Source organism: Kitasatospora purpeofusca, from assembly GCF_036010405.1.
GTDB classification, from domain to species: domain Bacteria; phylum Actinomycetota; class Actinomycetes; order Streptomycetales; family Streptomycetaceae; genus Kitasatospora; species Kitasatospora purpeofusca.
Genome location: NZ_CP108561.1, coordinates 3,413,862 through 3,432,817 on the forward strand (window position 1 = coordinate 3,413,862; position 18,956 = coordinate 3,432,817).

Consider the following 18,956-nt stretch of genomic DNA (forward strand, 5'->3'; position numbering starts at 1 on the left):
GGTCAGATCCAGGTGGTGAACCACATCCGGTCCTGCCAGGACGTCATCGGGATCACCTCCGCCGTGTACAGCGGGTAGAAGAAGGCGAAGCAGGCCATGATCGCCAGCACCACCAGTCCGGCACCGGCGGCGCCGATCCGCCGCCGCTCGGGCGAGCAGCCCTCCGGGCCGAGCATCGCGCCCAGCATCTGCGCGACGGCCAGGCAGAGGAACGGGACGAGCACCACCATGTAGAAGGAGAAGACCGTCCGCTCCTGGTACTGGAACCACGGCAGGTAGACGCCGGCCACCGCGCACAGCACCGCGCCGGACCGCCAGTCCCGGCGGAAGGCCCACCGCCAGAGCAGGTAGACCAGGGCGAAGCAGGCCGTCCACCAGAGCAGCGGGGTGCCGAGGCCGAGGATCTGCGCCGCGCAGCCGCCGGAGGCGGTGCAGCCGTGCTGGCCGGCCGGCACCTGCTCCCAGTACATCGAGACCGGCCGGCCCTGGACCAGCCAGCTGAACGGGTTGGACTGGTAGGTGTGCGGGCTGCTGAGGCCGGTGTTGAAGTCGTACATCTGCGCGTGGTAGTGCCAGAGGCTGCGCAGCGGCGCGGGCACCCAGTCCATCGGGAGCTGCGGCAGCGGGACGCCGAGGAAGCTGTCCGGGGACAGCCCGGCCCGGTCGTCGGTCCAGTGCCGGTCGAAGCCGCCGCCGGTCGCGCCCTTGCCGCCACCGGTGAACAGCCAGCCTGCCCAGCCGGCGACGTAGACCACGAAGGCGGTGCCGACCGTGGCGAGGAAGGCGGGCCCGGCGTCCCGGCGGAGCATCGAGCGCCAGGGGCGGCGGGCGCCGGCCCAGCGGCGGCCGGACCGGTCCCACAGGACGGTGAGCACGCCGAAGGCGGCGAGCACCATGACGCCGTTCCACTTGACGCCGGCGGCGGCGCCCAGGCAGGCCCCGGCGGCGATCCGCCAGGGCCTGCACCCCAGCCGGACGGTGTCCCCGCCGCGGTCGGGGAGGACGGCTGCGAGCCGGGCCCGGGTGCGGTCGCGGTCGATCAGCAGCGCACCGAAGGCGGCCAGGACGAAGAACATCTGGACGCCGTCGAGCAGGCCGACCCGGCTCATCACCAGTTGCAGGCCGTCCACGGCCATCAGCAGGGCGGCGGTGCAGCCGATCAGGGTGGAGCCGAAGAGCCGGCGGCCGATCCGGGCCAGCATCAGCACGGTGACGGTGCCGAGCAGCGCGGTCATGAACCGCCAGCCGAAGGGGTGCAGGCCGAAGCCCCACTCGCCGAGCGAGATCACCCACTTGCCGAGCGGCGGGTGGGCGATGAACTCGGGCGCCGAGGTGAGCGGGATCTGCTGCGGGACGGCGAGGATCTGCTCGTTCGCGTGCTCCGGCCAGGTGCCCTCGTAGCCCTGCCGCAGCAGGGACCAGGCGTCCTTGGGGTAGTAGGTCTCGTCGAAGACGAAGGCGTTGGGGTGGCCGAGGTTCCAGAACCTCAGCAGACCGGCGAAGACCGCCACCGCGATCGGCCCGAGCCAGTCCCAGCGGGCCGCCGCCAGGCGCGGCAGCCCTCGCCGCTCCGGTGCCGGGCCGGCGGGCTCCGTCGCGGCCGGTGGGTGGGTGAGCGCCGCTTGGGTCATGGTCTCGGTAGCCTCGCCGCTTCGCCGTTCTCGCCGGGTGCCGGCCCCGAGCGGGGTCGGGCCGGACGGTCAACAGCCACCGACACTATGTGCCGGTGGGCGCGAAACCAAGCGCGACGGGCGCCGGACAGGTGACCTGTCGGGCGCCCGTCGCGGGGCGGTCGAGCAGCGGGTCAGGCGGCGGCCTGGAGCTCCCGGACCGGCCGGGCCGGGGTGCGGACCGGGGTGGCGGGGGCCTGCTCGTCCCCCGCCGAGGGGGCCGCGTTGTCCTGGGCCGCGGTGAGGTGCGGCCGCAGGCGCAGGGCCTGGACCACGATCAGCACGGTGCAGCCGGCCATCGCCGCCAGGTAGACCGGCCAGGTGCCGGAGCCGACCAGCAGCACGCCCACGGCGGGGCCGACGGCGATCGCGATCTGCTTCACCAGGGCGTACCCGGCGTTGTAGGTGCCGAGCAGCCGGGCCGGGGCGAGGTCCGCGACCATCGGGCCCATGGTCGGGGCCAGCAGCGACTCGCCGACGCCGAACAGGGCGTAGATCGAGACGATCGCGACCGTGGCGGCCATCGCCTCGGTCCGGATCAGACCGGCCACCAGGGCCATCGCCCAGGCGCCGAGCCAGACCACGCCGGCGGCGGCCATCGCGGTGGTACGGCGGCGGCGGGCGGTGATCCGCACCATGAACATCTGCAGCACCACGATGATCAGCGCGTTGGCGCCGATGGCGATGCCCAGGGTGGACGGGGCGGTGCCGACGGTGTCGGTGGCGAAGGCCGCGACGCCGGACTCGAACTGGCCGTAGCAGGTGAAGAAGATCAGCCCGGCGAGCACGCAGAGCCGCAGCATCGCCTTGTCGGCGACCAGGGCGCGCAGGCCCCGCGGGGCGTCGGCGCCGTCCTGGACGAGCACCGGCGCGGCCTTCGGGATCCGCGCGCTGCCGGTCACCAGGGCGAGGCCGAGGAAGGTCACGGCCTCGATGGTGAACAGCCGGGTCAGGCTGGCCGGGTCGGCGACGTCCACGATCTGCCCGCCGACCAGCGCGCCGATGCCCATGCCCAGGTTGATCAGGGTGAACTGGAGCGCGAAGGCGTGCGAGCGGGTCGCGGCGGTCGAGCAGCGGACGATCATGGTGGCGAGCGCCGGCTGGCAGGTGGTGACACCCGCGCCGAACAGGAACGAGGAGACCAGCAGGGCCGGGGTGCCGGTGGCATGCCCGAAGGCGAACGCGCCGGTGGCGGCCAGCGCGGCGCCGGCCAGCAGCACCGGGCGCGGGCCGTAGCGGTCGATGCCCCGGCCGGTGAACGGCAGCACGGCGAGCGCGGCCAGCGCGAAGACGGTGAACACCATCCCGGCGGCCAGCGCGCCCAGTCCGCGCACCTGGTCCACGTACACGAACATGTACGGCATCGTGAACCCGCTGCCGAACGCGCTGAGCGCGTTCCCGATCTGGACGCGGCGCAGCGGGCTGCCCGCCCCACGTCGCTGCTGCCTCTGCTGCTTCACCGTGCCGGTCACCGTGCACACCCCTTCCTGTGGACTCCGCCCGTCAGGGCTTCGTCAGTTTTCACTGGACACTCTTAAGCCCGGAAGACTTAAGAGCTAAAGTTTGACTCTAAAGTATTAGCACCGTAAGAGTGCGGAGTCAAAGCCTTAAGGAGTGCATCCGCATGCGACACTGGTCCGCATGACTGCAGAGAAGCCCGCGCCGGCCACCGCCCGCGAGCTGGGCATCGCCGAGCAGGTGGCGCTCTACCAGCGGGAATTCCCCACCGTGGACCCCCAGGTCGAGACCATCGTGCAGACCCTCTCCCGGGTCGCCCGGCGGATGACCGTCGCCTACGACCGGCAGCTCACTGTGCTGGGAATCACCGCCGCCGAGTGGGAGGTACTCAAGGCGCTGGTGGTGTCCGGCAGCCCGTACCGGCTCGGACCGGGCGAGCTGGCCAAGCGGCTCGGACTGACGCCCGCCGCGATGACCCACCGGGTCGACCGGATGGTGGCCGAGGGCCTGGCCACCCGGGAGCGGGACGAGACCAACCGGGTCCGGGTGATCATCGAGCTGACCGACCTCGGCCGGGACAAGTGGCTGGAGTCGATGCGGATGGCCGCCGTCTTCGAGGAGGAGCTGCTCCAGGACGTCGTCGGCGAGGACCGCGCGGCGCTCGCCGGGATGCTGGCGCGGATGCTGCGGCGGATCGAGGAGAGCCGGCCGGACACCCCGGGGCCCGCCGCCGAGCAGGGCTGACCGGCCCGGGAGCACGAAAGACGTCCGGCCCGCCGGGGGGGGTGTCCCCCGGCGGGCCGGACATTCGGTGCGACGGGTGCGAGGGTCCGTCAGGTCCTCACCCGGTCGGTACTACGGGGTCAGCAGGGACCGTTGTCGGTCCAGACGCCCCAGGCGCCGCTGGCGCTCGGGTCGTCGCCCTTGGTCCACCACTTGTTGGTGTAGTAGTGGCCCTTCCAGGAGACCTTGGTCGAGGTCGCGTAGGTGGCGGCCGCGTCCCAGCTCGGGGCGCCCGCGCAGCCCGGCGGGGTGGTCGGCGGCGTGGTCGGCGGAGTCGTGGGCGGCGTGGTCGGCGGGGTCGTCGGCGGAGTGGTCGGCGGCGTGGTCGGCGGGGTGGTCACCGGCGGCGCCGGGCAGCCCGCGGCGGAGCCGTTGGTGGCCTCGACCATCTTGTCGAACAGGCCGGTCCTGGTGCCCAGGTCGTACAGCGAGAAGGCGAAGGAGCCGCCGAGGCCGTTGCAGTGCGCGTAGTCCAGCTTGGCCTGGATCGAGCGGGAGTCCTCACCGGACCAGAAGGTGCTGCCGTCGTAGAAGTAGGTCGTCTTGGCGTCCTCGTCCCAGTACGTCTTCGCCGGGTTGTCGACGAAGCCGGCCAGCTCCTTGTACATCTGGATGCCCGGGACGTTGCCCGACATGGCGGCACCCGCGGCGGGGCCGGTGGCGGGCTGGAAGAGGCCGTTCTTGCCGTTGTTCTGGACGCCGGTCCAGCCGCGGTAGTAGAACGGCACACCCACGTTGATCTTGTTCGCGGGGAAGCCGCCCGGGATGCCGTACTGCTGGTCACCGGCGGTGTAGGCCTTGACGGCCGAGTCGACCGAGTACTTGCCGGTGCCGCCCGGGACCGGGGTCATCGGGTCGTTCGGACCGGCGTAGATCGGGGCCTGGTGGTTGGTCGGGCCCTTGGACTCCCAGCCACCGTGCATGTCGTACGTCATGATGTCGAGGAACGACAGGTACTGACCGATCTTGTCGGTCTCGACGTTCTTGATCTTGTCCTGACCGGCACCCACCGCGGCCGCGGTGTAGTAGGTCTTGCCGTCGGTCTTGCCCTGCGCGTCGAGCTGCTCGCGCAGCTCCTTCAGCAGCAGGGTGAAGTTCTGCTTGTCGTTCGGGCTCGACAGGTTGCCGGTGTGGCCGCCGCCGCCCGGGTACTCCCAGTCGATGTCGATGCCGTCGAAGATGCCGGCCGCCGTGCCCGGGCCGCCGTAGCCGGCCTCGACCGGCAGGTTGCCCTTGATGAACATGTCGATGCAGGACGAGACCAGCTTCTTGCGCGAGGCGTCCGTGGCGGCCGCCGGCGAGAAGTACTTGGAGTACGTCCAGCCGCCCAGCGAGATCAGGATCTTGAGCTTGGGGTTCTTCGCCTTCAGCTTCTTCAGCTGGTTGAAGTTGCCGACGATCGGCTGGCCCCAGACGTCGCCGACGCCGTCGACCGAGATGTCCGGGCCGAAGCTCTTCTGGTAGTCGGCGAAGGAGTCGCCCGCGCCGTCACCGGCGTTGGGGTTGTTCTCGTCCGGGCTCGCGGCCTTGTTGGCCTCGAAACAGCCGAGCGTGGTGGGGTTGATGTTGGCGAACGAGTAGATCAGGTAGTCCAGCTTCCCGGCCACGCCGGTGTCCTGGATGGTCTTCGGGTAGTACCCGTTCGCGTAGATCGACCACTGGTCGAAGTAGGCCACCTTGATGCCGCCGCTGGTGGCGGGCGCGCCGGTGGAGTTGGTGACGGCGGCGTTGGCCGTGGCGCCACCGGTGAGCGCGAGACCCGCGCCGAGCAGCAGGGACGCAGTGGTGCCGGCGGCGATCGCGGTCAGGCTCTTGGACCGCTTGCGACGGCCGCCCTCCTGAACCGGGGCCCCGGCCCTTTCGATGCGTGAACGGAGCATGGGTGCGTGACTCCTGGTGTGGGGGATTCCGCCGGGTCCGGGAACGCGCGCACGGGGTGGGGCCGTACGACCAGGACATGACAGAACAGGATGGGGGAATCGAACGGAACATGCCTTGACGGACGCCGGGATATGCCGAACCGGCGCCAGCGGCGAACCGCTGACGCCGGCTCAGGGGCTCCCTGCACCTGGGCACTAAAATGGACTAGACCAACTAGCCCGTCAAGGGGTGATGTTGAGCCTTGAGCCGCCGTTAAGGTTCCCCCGGAACCCGTCCGCCCCCGCTGACCTGCGGGTCAACGGGGGCGGACGAGGTCGGACGGCCGGCCCGGAGCCGGCCCGGTCCGCTCAGTAGCGGACGGCATTGGCGACCACGGCCTTCACCGAGCCCGAGAGGTCCCGGTTGCTGACCGCCTTCACGTCGGTGCTCTTCCCGGCCTCGACGTCCGGCACGGTCACCGCCGTCGCGTCCAGCACATTGCCGCTGTCGTCGGTGAAGTTGACCTGGACCACGTACCGGGCACTGCCCTGCGACTCGTGGTTGGTGACGGTCAGCGTCGTCTGGGCCTTGCCGTCCGTGAAGGACACCGCCCCCGCCGAGACGTCCGCCTTGGCGTCCAGGCCGCCCTTGACCCCGGCGAGCGCCGAGGAGGCCGCGGCCTGGGCGGAGGAGGCCGCGGAGGCCAGCGAGGAGGAGAGCCCGCCGGCCGCCGAGGCGAGCGCCGAACTCGCGGCCGAGGCGGCGGCGGAGGCCGCTCCCGCGATGCCCGACCCCACCTGCCCGGCGGCCGAGGAGACCGCGCTGCCCGCGCTGGTGCTCGACGAGCAGCCCGCCAGCGCGGCGCCGCCGAGCAGGGCGGCGCCCACGACCGCAGCCACGGCGCGGCCCGGCCGGCGGACGGCGGGGGCGTGCGGGTCCCCGGCGGTCGGCCTCGGGGAGGTGGTGGCGGTCGTGGCGGTAGTCGCAGTAGTGGCGGAGGTGGCGGCGGTCCGGCGGGGCGGAGCCGCGGTGCGGCGGAGCGGCTGGCGGTCCATCGGGGTCCTCGATTCTGGCCGGCGCCGGGGACCCGGCGCGCCTCCCCGCCCACGTTCCGGGGGCCGGGAGACGCTCGCCAACAGGGGTGCTGCGTTCGGGTGAGCCCGGCCGGCCGGCGCCGTTCGGGGGCCGTTCGGGGGCCGTTCGAGTGCGGTTCGGGGCGGTGCGGATGTCTTTCGGGTGCGGGCGGACTCAGGAGAGCCCGGCACCGTCCTGGGTGTCCGCCTCCACCGCCGCGCGCTCCTCCGCCAGCCGGACGGCGTGCCGGCGGCGGGCCACCACGCCGTACGCGGAGGCCGCGCTCGCCACGAAGGCGAGGGCGCCGACCCACGGCTGGTCGAAGGCGTGCCCGGTCAGATGGTCGATCGAGTACCGGCCGGGACCGGCCAGCCCCAGCGCCAGCCCGGTCGCGCCCAGGAAGGCCGGGTACTCGTAGCCGCCGGACATCACGAAGAAGCCGGCCGGGGCGTGCACCGCGACCGCGCCGGCCATGGTGCCGGCCACCACCGCGCCGGCCGCCGGGGTGGCCAGCCCGACCAGCAGCATCGCGCCGCCGCCCGCCTCGCCGAGACCGGCGGCCAGGGCGCTCTGGCGCGCCGGATGGAAGCCCATCGCCTCCATCGCCTTGGCGGTGCCGTCCAGGCCGCCACCGCCGAACCAGCCGAACAGCTTCTGGGTGCCGTGGGCGATCAGCACGCCGCCGACGGCGCCGCGCAGGGCCAGCAGACCAAGGTCCTTACGGTTCAGAGCCATGTCGAAGTCCCCTTCGGGAGCCCTCCGCCGAATGGTGGGGAGGTCCGGCTTCCATGGCACCGGAAACGGCGGCACCACTCGACTCGGAGCGGCCGTTCGGGCGAATGACAGCGCGGGCGGGAATAACCGGCCGGGGGCGTGGCGGCCGGGCTGCGGTGATCGTCGCGGCCATGCTTGGCCCATGTTCGTCTTCAACCTGAGCAGCGCCTTCATCGCCTTCTTCGCCGTGGTCGGCCCGCCCAAGGTCCTGCTGTCCTTCGCCCGGCTGGCCACCACCCGCACCACCCGGGAGCTGCGGCGCCTCGCGGCGTGGAGCACCGTCATCTCCGCACTGGTCGGCGCGCTCATGGCCTTCAGCGCGGACTTCGTGACCACGCTGTTCCACATCAGCGACCAGTCGCTGCAGCTCGCCGGCGGGCTGATCTTCTTCGTCTACGCGGTCGCCCTGGTCTTCGGGGTCCACCTGGGCTGGGGCACCGACGAGGCGGACGAGCATCTGATGAGCCCACTGGTGGACGGCATCCGCGAACTGCTGCTGCCCTACCTGGCCAGCCCGCTCGCGGTCACCGCGGTCCTGGTCGCCTCGCTCATCAAGGACGACTGGGGCTGGCGCACCACCGTGGCCGGCGCGTACATCGCCGTGGTGCTGATCAACTACGTCTGCGTGGCCCTGCTCGCCCCGCTGATGCGGCACAGCCACCGCACCTCGCTGGAGGTGCTCTCCCGGCTGCTCGGACTGCTGCTGGCGGCGGTCGGCGTCGAGCTGTTCCTGAACGGGCTGGCCGGACTCGGCCTGCACCTGCCCGACGGGCACTGAGCCGCCCGCCGGCACAGGTCCGGGCCTGCGGGCCCGGCCGCTCACACCGCCGCGGCCAGCCGCACCAGCGCCTCCGCGATCCGGTCGCGCACCAGCGGGTCGGCGACCAGCCCGTCCGCGCCGACGTCCCCGCGCGCCAGCGGCAGCCGCACACAGGCCGCCTCCACCACGGCCGCCCCGGTGTACCCGAGCACCGTGCGCAGCGACTCCTCCGCGCCCAGGCCCCGCCCCGCCCCGGCGGCGTTGATCCAGGCGGCCGGCTTGTCCACGATCTCCATCCCGCCGACCGTCCAGTCCAGCAGGTTCTTGAAGCTGCCCGGCAGGGCCCCGGCGTACTCGGGCGCGCAGATCAGCAGCGCGTCGGCGGCCTCCACCGCCTCGCGCAGCGCGACGACCGGCTCCGGCAGCGGATCGGTGTCGAGGTCCGGATTGAAGTGCGGCAGTCCGGCCAGCCCGGTGAAGTAGGTGGTCGCGACGCCCTCGGTGGCCAGCGCCACGACGGCGGCGGTGCGCAGCACCGTCTCGTTGACGGACCCGGTGCGCAGGCTGCCCGGGAGCAGCAGGATGTGACGGTCGTTCGGCATGGGCAGGAACCTATAGGTCGCGGCACCCCGTCCGCGCCGGTTGTCCACCGGTCACGGCACGACCGCCGGTCACGGCACGACCACCGGCCGCCAGGGCACCGGGCTGGAGAGGATCATCGAGCTGGCCGGCTGGCCGTAGGCGCCGAGGCGGTCGATCAGGGCCTCGAAATCGGCCATCGCGGGGACGGCGACCAGCAGGGCGCAGCAGGCGCCGCCGGTCACCCGGTGCAGCTGGAGCACCTCCGGCCACCGGGCCACCTCCGGGTCGCGCAGCACGCAGCGCGGGCCGTAGCACTGGATCTGCACCAGCGCGGTGATCGGCAGCCCGGCCCGGGTGAGGTCGACGTGGGCGTGGTAGCCGGCGATCACCCCATCGGCCTCCAGCCGCCGGACCCGTTCGGCCACGGCGGGTGCGGAGAGGCTCACCCGGCGCGAGAGTTCGTTGTAGGAGAGGCGGGCATCGGCCTGCAGCTCGGCCAGAAGACGGCGGTCGACGGTGTCCACGGCGGGCTCCCGAGGGTCTGGTGCGGGTGTCCTCCGGTTGGCCGGATCCCACCGCTTTGCGATCGTGAAGAGGATCAGGAAAACACCTCTTGTACGACAGGCGCGACAGAGGTTGCCGTGCCCGCCGCCCATTCAAATGCGGGACCGGACCACCGCACAATGGGGCCCCGGCGAGGACCGGGGCGACGGGACCGGATCCCGGGCCCGTCCGGTGGTCCCGCCGCCGGTGACTTCTGGAGGGATCGGTATGGGGCACGACACGGTGGAGAAGCCCAACCTGTCGTTCGACCGGGCCGGGGAGCCGGTTCGGGGCACCCCGTACGCGCGCTACGCCCGGCTGGACGAACTGCACAGCCTGCAGCACCCGCTCAGCGAGGCCCCGGCCGAGCTGTCGTTCATCGTCACCACCCAGGTGATGGAGCTGCTGTTCGGCCTGCTGCGGCACGAGTGGACGCTCGCCCAGCGGGCACTGCGCGCGGACGACCTGCCGGGCGCGCTGGCCGCGCTGCGCCGGGGCACCCACGTCCAGGACGTGCTGACGGAGTCCTGGGACCTGCTGGCCACCATGACGCCGCAGGAGTTCAACTCCTTCCGGTCGGTGTTCGGCGAGGCCTCGGGCTTCCAGTCCTCGGCCTTCGTGCACCTGGAGTTCCTGCTCGGCAACAAGAACGCCGCGCTGCTGCGGATGTACGACGACAGCCCGGCGGCGCTCGCCGAGCTGACCGAGGTTCTGCGCTCCCCCGGCCTGTACGACGACGCGATAGCCCTGCTGGGCCGGCACGGCCTGAAGGTGCCGGACACCGTCTCCGAGCGGCGCCACCAGAGCGACGAGGCCGTCGCCTCGGCCTGGCGGCGGGTCTACACCGAGGACGGGCACGCCGGGCTGCGGCCGCTGGCCGAGGCGCTGCTGGACGTCGCCGAGCGGGTGACCCGCTGGCGCCACCGCCACCTGATGGCGGTCAAGCGGGCCATGGGCGCCAAGCCCGGCTCCGGCGGCTCCAGCGGCCTGAGCTGGCTGCGCCGCTCCGCCGAGCAGGACGTCTTCCCCGAGCTGTGGGAGATCCGGGACGGGATGTGACCGGCCCCGGCCGGGCAGGAACCCGTGGCCGGCACCGGACGGGCCCCGGGCCCGGACCGGCGCCGACCACCGCGCCGCGGGCACGGAGCCGCGGACACGAACGAGGAACGGGAAAGGGCAGGTCATGATCACGCGCGAGGAGTGCGCGGCGCTGGACGCCGCCGACCCGCTGGCGGCGTTCCGCGGGGAGTTCTCCCTGCCGCCGGGGGTGATCTACCTGGACGGCAACTCGCTCGGCGCGCTGCCGGTCCGCACGCCCGAGCGGGTGCGGGCGGTGGTCGAGGAGGAGTGGGGCCGCGAGCTGATCCGCAGCTGGAACGACGCGGGCTGGTTCGAGCAGCCGTACCGGCTGGGCCGGCGGATCGCCCCGCTGGTCGGCGCCTCGCCGGAGGAGCTGGTGGTCTGCGACACCACTTCGGTGAACCTCTTCAAGGTGCTGACGGCGGCGCTGCGGCTGCGGCCGGGCCGCTCCACCGTGCTCGGCGACGGGGCGGCGTTCCCGACGGACCTCTACATCGCCGAGGGCGTGACCGGGCTGGTCCCCGGCGCCCGCAGCCTGCTGGTCGACCCGGCGGAGCTGGACTCGCATCTGGACGGGGACGTCGCCGCGGTCGTGCTCTCGCACGTCGACTACCGGACCGGTGAACTCCTCGACATGCCCGGGATCACCGCCCGGGTGCGGGCCGCCGGGGCGCTGATGATCTGGGACGTCTGCCACTCGGTGGGCGCGCTGCCGGTCGAACTCGGCGCGAGCGGCGCGGACTTCGCGGTCGGCTGCACCTACAAGTACCTGAACGGCGGCCCCGGTTCGCCGGCCTTCCTGTACGTCGCCGAGCGGCACCTGGCGGCCGGGCCGCTGCAGCCGCTGAGCGGCTGGTTCGGGCACGCCCGCCCGTTCGCCTTCGAGCCCGGCTACGAGCCCAAGGACGGCATCGGCCGCTTCCTCACCAGCTCGCCCTCGCTGCTGGGCCAGGCCGCGCTGGAGTCCTCGCTGGACATCTGGGAGCGGGCCGACCGGGCCGCCGTCCGGGCGAAGAGCCTGGCGCTGACCGATCTGTTCATCTCCCTGGTGGAGGACCTCGAAGGGATCGAGGTGGTCACCCCGCGCGAGCACGAGCGGCGCGGCAGCCAGGTGGCGCTGCGGCACGCCGACGGCTACCCGGTGGTGCAGGCGCTGATCGCCCGCGGCGTGATCGGGGACTTCCGGGCGCCGGACCTCATGCGCTTCGGCTTCACCCCGCTCTACCTCTCGCACACCGAGGTGTGGGACGCCGCGCGGCACCTCGCCGAGGTGCTGGGCAGCGGCGAGTGGAAGGACGAGCGCTTCGCCCGCCGCGGCGAGGTGACCTGAGCGACCGGGGCGGTCCGAGCGGCCGGGGCGACCCGAGCGGCCGGAGTGAGCCGAGTGATCGGGGCGCCCGGAGTGACGACCCCCACACCGGGCCGACGCTTCGTCGCCGATCCACCCGGGAAGCCTCACCGATGACGATTCGTCAGACGTTGGGAGGGTCGTATGGATCTGGAACTCGGACCGCTCAAGCCGGAGCCCGTCGAACTCCTCGTCGGGCTGGCCTGCTTCTTCCTCGTCCTCTGGCTGCTCGGCCGCGTGGTACTGCCCCGGGCGGAGCGGGTGTTCGCCGAACGGCGGGACGCCACCGAGGGCAGGCTGGAACGGGCCGCCGCCATCGTGGCCGAGGCCGAGCGAACGCTGGACGAGTACCGGCAGGAGCTGGCCGCGGCGCGGCACGAGGCGGCGCACATCCGGCAGCAGGCCGCCGAGGAGGGCGCGGCTGCCATCGCGGCGGCCCGCGAGGAGGGCCTGCGCGAGCGCGACCTGCTGCTCGCCGAGGCCGACGCGCGGCTCGCCGTGGACCGGGCGTTCGCCGAGGCGGCGCTCCGGGAGGACGTCGGACAGCTGGCCACCGAGCTGGCCGGCCGGCTGGTCGGCGAGTCGGTGGCCGCCGTCGCCGCCGAGCGCCGCACGGCGGAACGCTTCTTCGACGAACTCCCCGCCGCGGAGCGCTGAGCGGACGGAGCGAACGGCCCCGCACCCGGGTTCCGGGTGCGGGGCCGTTCGCGTCACGGGGCCGTCCGCGTCACGGCGCGGTCCGCGTCACGGCGCCGTCAGCTCCTGGACCAGCCGCCCGTAGACGGCGAAGGCCGGCTTGGGGGCGTAGTCGTCACGGAGCAGGCCGAAGCGGTGGAACAGGCCCGGCCCCGCACTGTCCGCGTCGCGCAGGCCGAAGTGGCCGTACCCGGCGAGGTTCAGCTCCCCGGCGAGTCCGGCCGTCGTCCGGACCACCTCCTCGACCACCTCGGCCTGCCGCCGCTCGGAGCGGTCCGGGCCGGTCGGCCAGCCGTTTTCGCACACCCTGATCGGCACCGCCGCCCCGATCCCGGCCCGGACCACGACCTCCCTCCGGAAGCCGGTGAGCACCGCCGTGACCGCCACCCCGAGCTGCCCGGCCGGTACCGGGCGGAAGACGTCCGGGAAGAAGTCCAGGCCGACGTGGTCGAGCGCGCGGTGGAACCGCTCGTCGGCGAGCCCGCCGAGCGCGGACCAGAACGGCTCGGCCGGATCCGGGCTGAAGGCCGCGTTGAAGCCCACGGCGAGGTCCAGGCCGAGGGCGAGCGCCTCCTCCTTGGCCGCGACCACCCCGTCGACCAGTGCCCGCAGGACGCCCGGGGCGGAGCCGTCGAGCACCGGCGAGTCGACGTTCGGCTCCTCGCAGATCTGCAGGGTGCCGATCCGCCCGCCCCCGGCGCGGACCGCGTGCCGGACGAAGTCGGTCCAGCCGTCCGGCCGCTCGCCGGGGCCCCGGTACTGGAGCACCAGGTCGAGCCGGCGCCCCTCGCCGAGGTACTGCTCCGGCTCGGCCGGAGTGGGCGGCAGGGCCGGGCCCGGCGGGTACGAGCGGTAGGCGCGGACCAGCAGGACCGGTGCGGCGCCCTGGAGTTCGCGCAGCGCGGCGGTGATCCGCGCCGGGTCGTCCGGGCGGACGGGGGCGATCACGCCGCTCTCGTCGCCGAGCAGACCACCGGGGTAGATGCCGAAGGTGAAGGTCATGGCCCCACCGTAGCCGAAATTATTGGTGTCACTGCAAGTTTGGTGCGGCACTATGATTCCCGTATGGGACTTCGCGAGGAGAAGAAGCGGCAGACCCGGACCCTGCTCACCGACACCGCGACCGCGCTGTTCGCCGAGTACGGGTTCGAACGGGTCACGGTGGCCGAGGTGGCCCGGGCCGCCGGCGTGGCCGTCAACACGGTCTTCAACTACTTCCCGACCAAGGAGGACCTCTTCTTCGACCGGCAGGAGGAGGTGGTCGCCCGGCTGGCCCTGGTCGTGCGCGAGCGGCCGCCCGGCGCCTCCCCCGTGGACGCCGTCCGGGCCGAACTCCTGGCCGGGCTGGACGAGGCCGAGCCGACGTACGGGCTGGACCCGCGGGCCGCGGCGTTCTGGCGGACGGTCGAGGACAGCCCGGCGCTCCGGGCCCGGCTGCTGGAGCTCGGCGAGCGCGCCGAGGAGGCTTTGGCCGGCGCCCTGGCCGAGGAGGCCGGCACCGCGCCCGGCGATCCAGTGCCGCGGCTGGTGGCGGGCGCGCTGGCCGGGGCGCACCGGGCGGCCCTGGCCGAGGTCCGCCGGGGCATGGTGGCGGGCGAGCCGGTGGACGCCGTCCGGGCGCGGGTCGTGACCGCGGTGACGGCGGCCTTCGGCCTGCTGGCGGCGGGCCTCGACGGCTGGCCGGACCGGACCGGGGGCTGAACCCCGCGGCCGGAACGGCCTGGGCCGCCCGGTCGGAGCGACCGGGCGGCCCAGGTGACGGACGGCAGCGACTGCGTCAGCTGTGGCGGCCGCGGCGACGGGCGGCCAGGACGGCGAGGGCGCCGAGGCCGAGCAGGCCGACGCCCGCCAGGCCGAGGACCACCGGGGCGTTGCCCGCGCCGGTGGAGGGCAGCTGCCCGCCGCCGCCGCCGTGGCTGGGCGCCGGGTGGTGACCGGTCGGACCGTGGCTGGACGGGCCGTGGCTGGTCGGCGCCGCGCTGGTGGAGCTGGGCGAGGTGGTCGGGGTGGCGGAACTGGTGGTCGGCGTCGGCGTCGGCGTCGGGGACGTCGGCGCCGGCGAGGTACTGGTCGGGCTGGGCGAGGTCGGCGCCGGCGAGGTGGTGGTCTCGGTCGGGGTCGGGGTCGGCGTCGGGGAGGTCGGCGAGGGCGACGGCGAGGTGGGCGAGGGGCTCGGCGTCACCTCGCAGTCGGGCAGGTCACCGTCGAACGGGTAGCTGTGGATCTCGTAGCCGCCGTTGCCGGTCTGGACCAGGTTGCCGGCCAGGTACACCCGGCCGTTCATGCCCGGCATGCTGATGGTCGTGGTGCCGGCCGGGTTGCCGGCCATCACCGAGCCCTGGAACTGGGCGCTGCCGAGGATCTGCGCGGCGGTGGAGGTGGGGAAGTTCCACATCAGCCGGGAGCGCAGCTCGGTGGTCGGGTCGCCCGCCAGGCCGGTGCCGGTGTAGGTGTTGATGATCGGGCTGTCCGACAGCATGTTGACCACGACGGTGGCGCCAGCCGGGATGTTGTCGAACACCAGGCCGATCTGCCCGCCGTTCGGCGCGGCGAGGTTCCCGGGGACGTTGAAGACCTGCTTCGCGCTGGTCCCGTCGCCGGTGAAGGTCGCCTCGCTGCTGGTGACGACGACGGTGCCGGTGGCGGCGGCCTTGGCCACACAGGCCGAGACCTCCTCGATCTGCGTGAGCACCGACTGGTACGGCGCGGCCGCGTCGGGATCCTTGATCGCCTGGCCGGTCGGGTCGATGGAGACCGTGCCGGTGAGCGTGCCCGCGTAGCGCAGGTTGCCGAAGGCCTCGCCCTTGGAGTCGCTGCCGCCGATCAGCAGGCTGTTGCCGGGCTGGACGGTGACATTGCCGCCGACGGTCAGGAAGTCGCTGCCGTTCGGCGGGACCACCCGCGAACCGACACCGACCACACCCGCGTTGAAGGCACCGCCGCCCTCGCTCTTGTTGATTTCGAAGTTGCCGAGGGTGACGATCCTGCCCTCGGCCTCGGCCGCCCGTCCGGCGACCAGGTAGTTGCCGCCGGTGAAGACGGTGATGGAGGCGTCCCGGCCGGCGAAGTCACCGTTGTTCGGCGGCGACGGCCAGACCGCGGGGCAGTCCGGCCCGCTGCACGGCCCCAGCGGCGGGGTCAGCGGTGCGGCCGAACCCACCGTCAGCACCGCCGCCAGCGGCAGCATCGCGACGGCGGTCGCCACCGCGGCCCGGACGGCCGTCCGCCTCCTGGGGGACGGCGGACGCTCCACGGTGGTCCTGCTGCGGCCCGGCACACCGGTTCCCTGACCCTGACCCATCGGCACATTCCTCCGCACAGAGAAAAGGCAGGTGGAACAGCACCTGCCGGGTTCCAGTCGATTCCCGAACGCCCCGTCCCGTCGGTGGAGAATCCCGGGATATCGGAAAATACCTACCAAATCGGACTATCCGTACCTTACAGACCATCAGCAGCGATCCGAAAATGCTCCGGTCGGACGAGCCGACCGTGTCCTTCCGGGCCGCGCGCGGCCCCCGCTAGGTTGGAGGCATGACTTCCGCCGGCAAGACCTCCGACGCGGCCGACGCGACCGCCGCAGCCCGCGCGACCGACGCGACCGGTGCCGCCGACGCGATCGCCACCGTCGCCGCGAGCGCCGACGTGCTGCGCCACCCCGAGGCCGGGGAGCACCTGCTCACGGCGGTCGAGAAGGAGCGCGCCGCCCGCTTCCGGTACGAGTCGGGGCGGGTCGACTTCACCGCCGGGCACATCCTGGTGCGGCTCTGCGCGGCCCGGCTGCTCGGCGTCCCGGCGGCCTCGCTGACGCTCGCCCAGCACTGCCCCGACTGCGGCAAGAGCGACCACGGCAAGCCCTACCTGCCCGACCACCCCGGGATCTCGGTCAGCCTCTCGCACACCAAGGGCGTGGTCGCCGCCGCCGCCGGGCACCGGCCGATCGGCGTCGACGTCGAACTCGTCGACCGGGGCGGCACCCTGCTCGACGTCGCCCCCCGGGTGCTCACCGAGGGGGAGCTGCGGCAGGTCCGGGCGCACGCCGACCCGGCGCGCGCCTTCCTGCGGCTCTGGGTCCGCAAGGAGGCGCTGATCAAGGTCGGCCGGACCACCCTGGACGGCCTCGCCGCCGTCGACCTCTCCGGGCTCCCGCTGGACCTGCCCGGCGGCGGTCCGCTGCTCGGGCGCTTCGAGGACCTGGAACTGCTCGACTGGGCCGACGAGCCGCACGGCGCCGCCGTCGCGGCGGTCTGCGGGCTGCCGCCGCGGGTGGTGGAGCTGTCCGCGCTCTGACCCGGGCCGGCCCGCGGTCGCAGCTGCTCCCACCTGGGCGGCTGCTCCCACCTGGGTGGAAGGCGGTCGGATAAGCGGTGTTAGCGTCCTGGACGGGGCGATGAGAACCGTCCGCCCCGGCTGCCCGCGCCACGACCGCCGCCGGGCCGCCCCGCTGAATCACAAGGGTGCCCGCCATGGCCAAATTCCTGCTGAGCCTGCACGTCCTCGCCTCGGTGCTGTTCATCGGCCCGGTGGCCGTGGCCGTCAGCATGTTCCCGCGCCGGGCGGCCGCCGCGCTGGCCGGCGGGCCCGAGCGGGCGGCCGACGCCGGCATGCTGCGGCAGCTGCACCGGATCACCCAGGTCTACGCGCTGCTCGGGATCGCGGTGCCGGTCCTCGGCGTCGGGGTCGCCCAGGTGATGGACGTGCTCGGGCAGTCCTGGCTGATCGCCTCGATGGTGCTGACCGCCGTCGCCGCCCTCGCCCTGCTGCTGTTCGTGCTGCCCGCGCAGCAGGCCGCGGTCGACGCCCTCGCCCTGGAGCCCGACGCGGAGGAGCACGGCAGGGCCGTCCGCGGGCTGAAGCTGCTGCCGATGACGGCGGGCGTGTTCAACCTGCTCTGGGCGGTCGTGGTGGTGCTGATGATCGTCCGGCCGGGATCGACCACCGGCGTCTGACCTCGCCCGCGCCGGGGTAGTACTGTCCGGCCATGACGATCATGGCGGGGATGGGGCCCGGCACCGGGGCGGGCATAGGGCCACTGCTGCGCGGCTGGCGCGAACGGCGGCGGCTCAGCCAACTGCAGCTCGCCCTGCTGGCCGACTCCTCGGCCCGGCACATCAGCTTCGTCGAGAACGGCCGCTCCCGGCCCAGCCAGGACCTCGTGCTCCGGCTCGCCGAACACCTCGACGTCCCGGTGCGGGAGCGCAACGCGCTGCTGCTGGCCGCCGGCTACGCGCCGCTCTACCCGGAGAAGCGGCTGGACGACCCCTCGATGGCGGCGCTGCGCTCCGGCATGGAACGACTGCTCGCCGCCCACGACCCGTACCCGGCGCTGGTCGTCGACGGGTCCTTCCGGGTGCTCGCGGCCAACCGCGCGCTCGGACTGCTGCTGGCGGGGGTCGCGCCGCACCTGCTGGAGCCGCCGCTGAACGCCGTCCGGATCACCCTGCACCCGGAGGGTCTCGCGCCGCGGATCGTGAACCTGCGGCAGTGGCGGCGGCACCTGCTGGAGCGGATGGAGCAGCAGCTCGGACTGGTCCGCTCGGCGCCGCTGCGGCTGCTGCTGGAGGAGGTGCGGGCCTACCCGGAGCCGCCGGGCGTGGTGGAGGCGGCCGAGGAGGACCACACCGAGCTGTTCCCGTTCGCGCTCCCGCTGCGGATCGCGCACGAGGGGCGGGTGCTGTCGTTCCTGTCGACCATCGCGACCTTCAACACGCCGATGGACGTGACCGTCTCCGAACTCGCCCTGGAGGCCTTCCTCCCGGCCGACACGGAGACGGCCGCGTTCCTCCTGGCCGCCGTGGGGGCGGAGCGGTAGGACCGTTCCGGCGGTATGGCGGTCGGGCGGGCCGACGGTCAGCCCGGGATCCGGCGGAGGGTGGTGAACTGGAGCACGGCGAAGCCGGCCACCGTGGCGGCCTGCAACGGGATCCAGACGTAACCGGCGGTGGTCGGCTCGAACCACAGCTCCATCGCCACCACGCTGAGCGCCGTCCAGACCAGGTTGATGTCGATCACCGCCCGCACCGCGGTCCGCGGCGGCTGCGGACGGGTGGCCAGCAGGCCGACCGCCAGTCCGAACACCGCCAGCACGGCGCCGAGTTCGAGCAGGGTGGAGCGGCCGACCCCCAACAGGTCGCCGAGCGGTCCGGAGAAGGCCAGGTAGGCGAGGCCGTTGCCGCCGCTGACCACGGCGTCGAGGGCGAGGAAGCGGCGCAGCGCCGTCCAGGAGGCGGGGGCGGTCCGACGGGCGGTGGCGACGGTGTGGGCGGACATGGCGGATCGGCCTCCGGCGGTGGGGTGGGATCCCGGTCGGCGCTCCGCCGCCGGGTGGGCA

The 18,956-nt window shown here is 73.4% G+C and carries 19 protein-coding genes; 9 read left to right on the forward strand and 10 right to left on the reverse strand.

The genetic code is table 11. From position 1 onward, the window contains the following. Positions 1 to 2: 2 nt before the first annotated feature. Positions 3 to 1,631 (reverse strand): dolichyl-phosphate-mannose--protein mannosyltransferase, encoded by a 1,629-nt coding sequence (locus OG715_RS14830; protein WP_266269227.1) that lies wholly within the window; start codon positions 1,629 to 1,631, stop codon positions 3 to 5. 173 nt (positions 1,632 to 1,804) lie between these two features. After that, positions 1,805 to 3,142, reverse strand: a complete 1,338-nt coding sequence (locus tag OG715_RS14835; protein WP_266269228.1) for an MFS transporter — start codon at positions 3,140 to 3,142, stop codon at positions 1,805 to 1,807. Positions 3,143 to 3,311: 169 nt separating this feature from the next. On the opposite strand from OG715_RS14835, the gene OG715_RS14840 reads away from it, so the two are divergent. Further along, on the forward strand, positions 3,312 to 3,872 hold the full coding sequence (locus OG715_RS14840; protein ID WP_266269230.1) for a MarR family winged helix-turn-helix transcriptional regulator: 561 nt from the start codon (positions 3,312 to 3,314) through the stop codon (positions 3,870 to 3,872). A gap of 119 nt (positions 3,873 to 3,991) precedes the next feature. Here the strand turns inward: OG715_RS14840 and OG715_RS14845 are convergent, their stop codons facing one another. The 3 genes from OG715_RS14845 to OG715_RS14855 all read right to left on the reverse strand — a co-directional run bounded on the left by OG715_RS14845 (position 3,992) and on the right by OG715_RS14855 (position 7,580). Next, a complete protein-coding gene (locus tag OG715_RS14845; RefSeq protein WP_266269231.1) occupies positions 3,992 to 5,791 on the reverse strand; it encodes a glycosyl hydrolase family 18 protein in 1,800 nt (599 codons plus the stop codon). 348 nt (positions 5,792 to 6,139) lie between these two features. After that, on the reverse strand, positions 6,140 to 6,826 hold the full coding sequence (locus OG715_RS14850; protein ID WP_266269232.1) for a hypothetical protein: 687 nt from the start codon (positions 6,824 to 6,826) through the stop codon (positions 6,140 to 6,142). Between the two features lie 193 nt (positions 6,827 to 7,019). Then, positions 7,020 to 7,580: a DoxX family protein gene (locus OG715_RS14855; RefSeq protein WP_053651565.1), complete on the reverse strand. Its 561-nt coding sequence runs from the start codon at positions 7,578 to 7,580 to the stop codon at positions 7,020 to 7,022. A 181-nt stretch (positions 7,581 to 7,761) separates the two neighbouring features. On the opposite strand from OG715_RS14855, the gene OG715_RS14860 reads away from it, so the two are divergent. Continuing rightward, positions 7,762 to 8,397, forward strand: coding sequence for a MarC family protein (locus OG715_RS14860; protein WP_266269233.1), 636 nt, complete (start codon positions 7,762 to 7,764; stop codon positions 8,395 to 8,397). A 41-nt stretch (positions 8,398 to 8,438) separates the two neighbouring features. Here the strand turns inward: OG715_RS14860 and OG715_RS14865 are convergent, their stop codons facing one another. Both OG715_RS14865 and OG715_RS14870 read right to left on the reverse strand, forming a co-directional pair. Further along, positions 8,439 to 8,981 (reverse strand): NADPH-dependent FMN reductase, encoded by a 543-nt coding sequence (locus OG715_RS14865; protein WP_266269234.1) that lies wholly within the window; start codon positions 8,979 to 8,981, stop codon positions 8,439 to 8,441. Between the two features lie 69 nt (positions 8,982 to 9,050). Beyond that, positions 9,051 to 9,485, reverse strand: a complete 435-nt coding sequence (locus OG715_RS14870) for an Lrp/AsnC family transcriptional regulator (RefSeq protein WP_030391649.1) — start codon at positions 9,483 to 9,485, stop codon at positions 9,051 to 9,053. Positions 9,486 to 9,732: 247 nt separating this feature from the next. Between OG715_RS14870 and OG715_RS14875 the strand changes: the two genes are divergently transcribed. The 3 genes from OG715_RS14875 to OG715_RS14885 all read left to right on the forward strand — a co-directional run bounded on the left by OG715_RS14875 (position 9,733) and on the right by OG715_RS14885 (position 12,589). Then, on the forward strand, positions 9,733 to 10,563 hold the full coding sequence (locus tag OG715_RS14875; protein WP_266269235.1) for a tryptophan 2,3-dioxygenase: 831 nt from the start codon (positions 9,733 to 9,735) through the stop codon (positions 10,561 to 10,563). Between the two features lie 124 nt (positions 10,564 to 10,687). Further along, on the forward strand, positions 10,688 to 11,914 hold the full coding sequence (gene kynU, locus OG715_RS14880) for a kynureninase (protein WP_266269236.1): 1,227 nt from the start codon (positions 10,688 to 10,690) through the stop codon (positions 11,912 to 11,914). Positions 11,915 to 12,076: 162 nt separating this feature from the next. After that, entirely contained in the window at positions 12,077 to 12,589 is a 513-nt protein-coding gene (locus OG715_RS14885) for a F0F1 ATP synthase subunit B family protein (protein WP_266269237.1), read from the forward strand. 87 nt (positions 12,590 to 12,676) lie between these two features. On the opposite strand, the gene OG715_RS14890 is transcribed toward OG715_RS14885, so the two are convergent. Continuing rightward, entirely contained in the window at positions 12,677 to 13,630 is a 954-nt protein-coding gene (locus tag OG715_RS14890; RefSeq protein WP_266269238.1) for a hypothetical protein, read from the reverse strand. A 63-nt stretch (positions 13,631 to 13,693) separates the two neighbouring features. Here OG715_RS14890 and OG715_RS14895 point away from each other — a divergent pair, with 63 nt between their 5' ends. Further along, on the forward strand, positions 13,694 to 14,329 hold the full coding sequence (locus tag OG715_RS14895) for a TetR/AcrR family transcriptional regulator (RefSeq protein ID WP_266269239.1): 636 nt from the start codon (positions 13,694 to 13,696) through the stop codon (positions 14,327 to 14,329). 76 nt (positions 14,330 to 14,405) lie between these two features. Here the strand turns inward: OG715_RS14895 and OG715_RS14900 are convergent, their stop codons facing one another. Beyond that, positions 14,406 to 15,929: a choice-of-anchor A family protein gene (locus tag OG715_RS14900; RefSeq protein ID WP_266269241.1), complete on the reverse strand. Its 1,524-nt coding sequence runs from the start codon at positions 15,927 to 15,929 to the stop codon at positions 14,406 to 14,408. Positions 15,930 to 16,159: 230 nt separating this feature from the next. On the opposite strand from OG715_RS14900, the gene OG715_RS14905 reads away from it, so the two are divergent. From OG715_RS14905 to OG715_RS14915, 3 genes are all read left to right on the forward strand, one after another. Continuing rightward, positions 16,160 to 16,915, forward strand: coding sequence for a 4'-phosphopantetheinyl transferase family protein (locus OG715_RS14905; protein WP_266269242.1), 756 nt, complete (start codon positions 16,160 to 16,162; stop codon positions 16,913 to 16,915). Between the two features lie 176 nt (positions 16,916 to 17,091). Then, on the forward strand, positions 17,092 to 17,574 hold the full coding sequence (locus OG715_RS14910) for a DUF2269 family protein (protein ID WP_266269244.1): 483 nt from the start codon (positions 17,092 to 17,094) through the stop codon (positions 17,572 to 17,574). Between the two features lie 32 nt (positions 17,575 to 17,606). Further along, positions 17,607 to 18,437 carry a helix-turn-helix domain-containing protein gene (locus tag OG715_RS14915; protein ID WP_407660980.1) on the forward strand — a complete coding sequence of 277 codons (831 nt, stop codon included), beginning with the start codon at positions 17,607 to 17,609 and terminating at the stop codon, positions 18,435 to 18,437. 38 nt (positions 18,438 to 18,475) lie between these two features. Here the strand turns inward: OG715_RS14915 and OG715_RS14920 are convergent, their stop codons facing one another. Further along, positions 18,476 to 18,895 (reverse strand): hypothetical protein, encoded by a 420-nt coding sequence (locus tag OG715_RS14920; RefSeq protein WP_266269245.1) that lies wholly within the window; start codon positions 18,893 to 18,895, stop codon positions 18,476 to 18,478. Positions 18,896 to 18,956 lie beyond the last annotated feature (61 nt).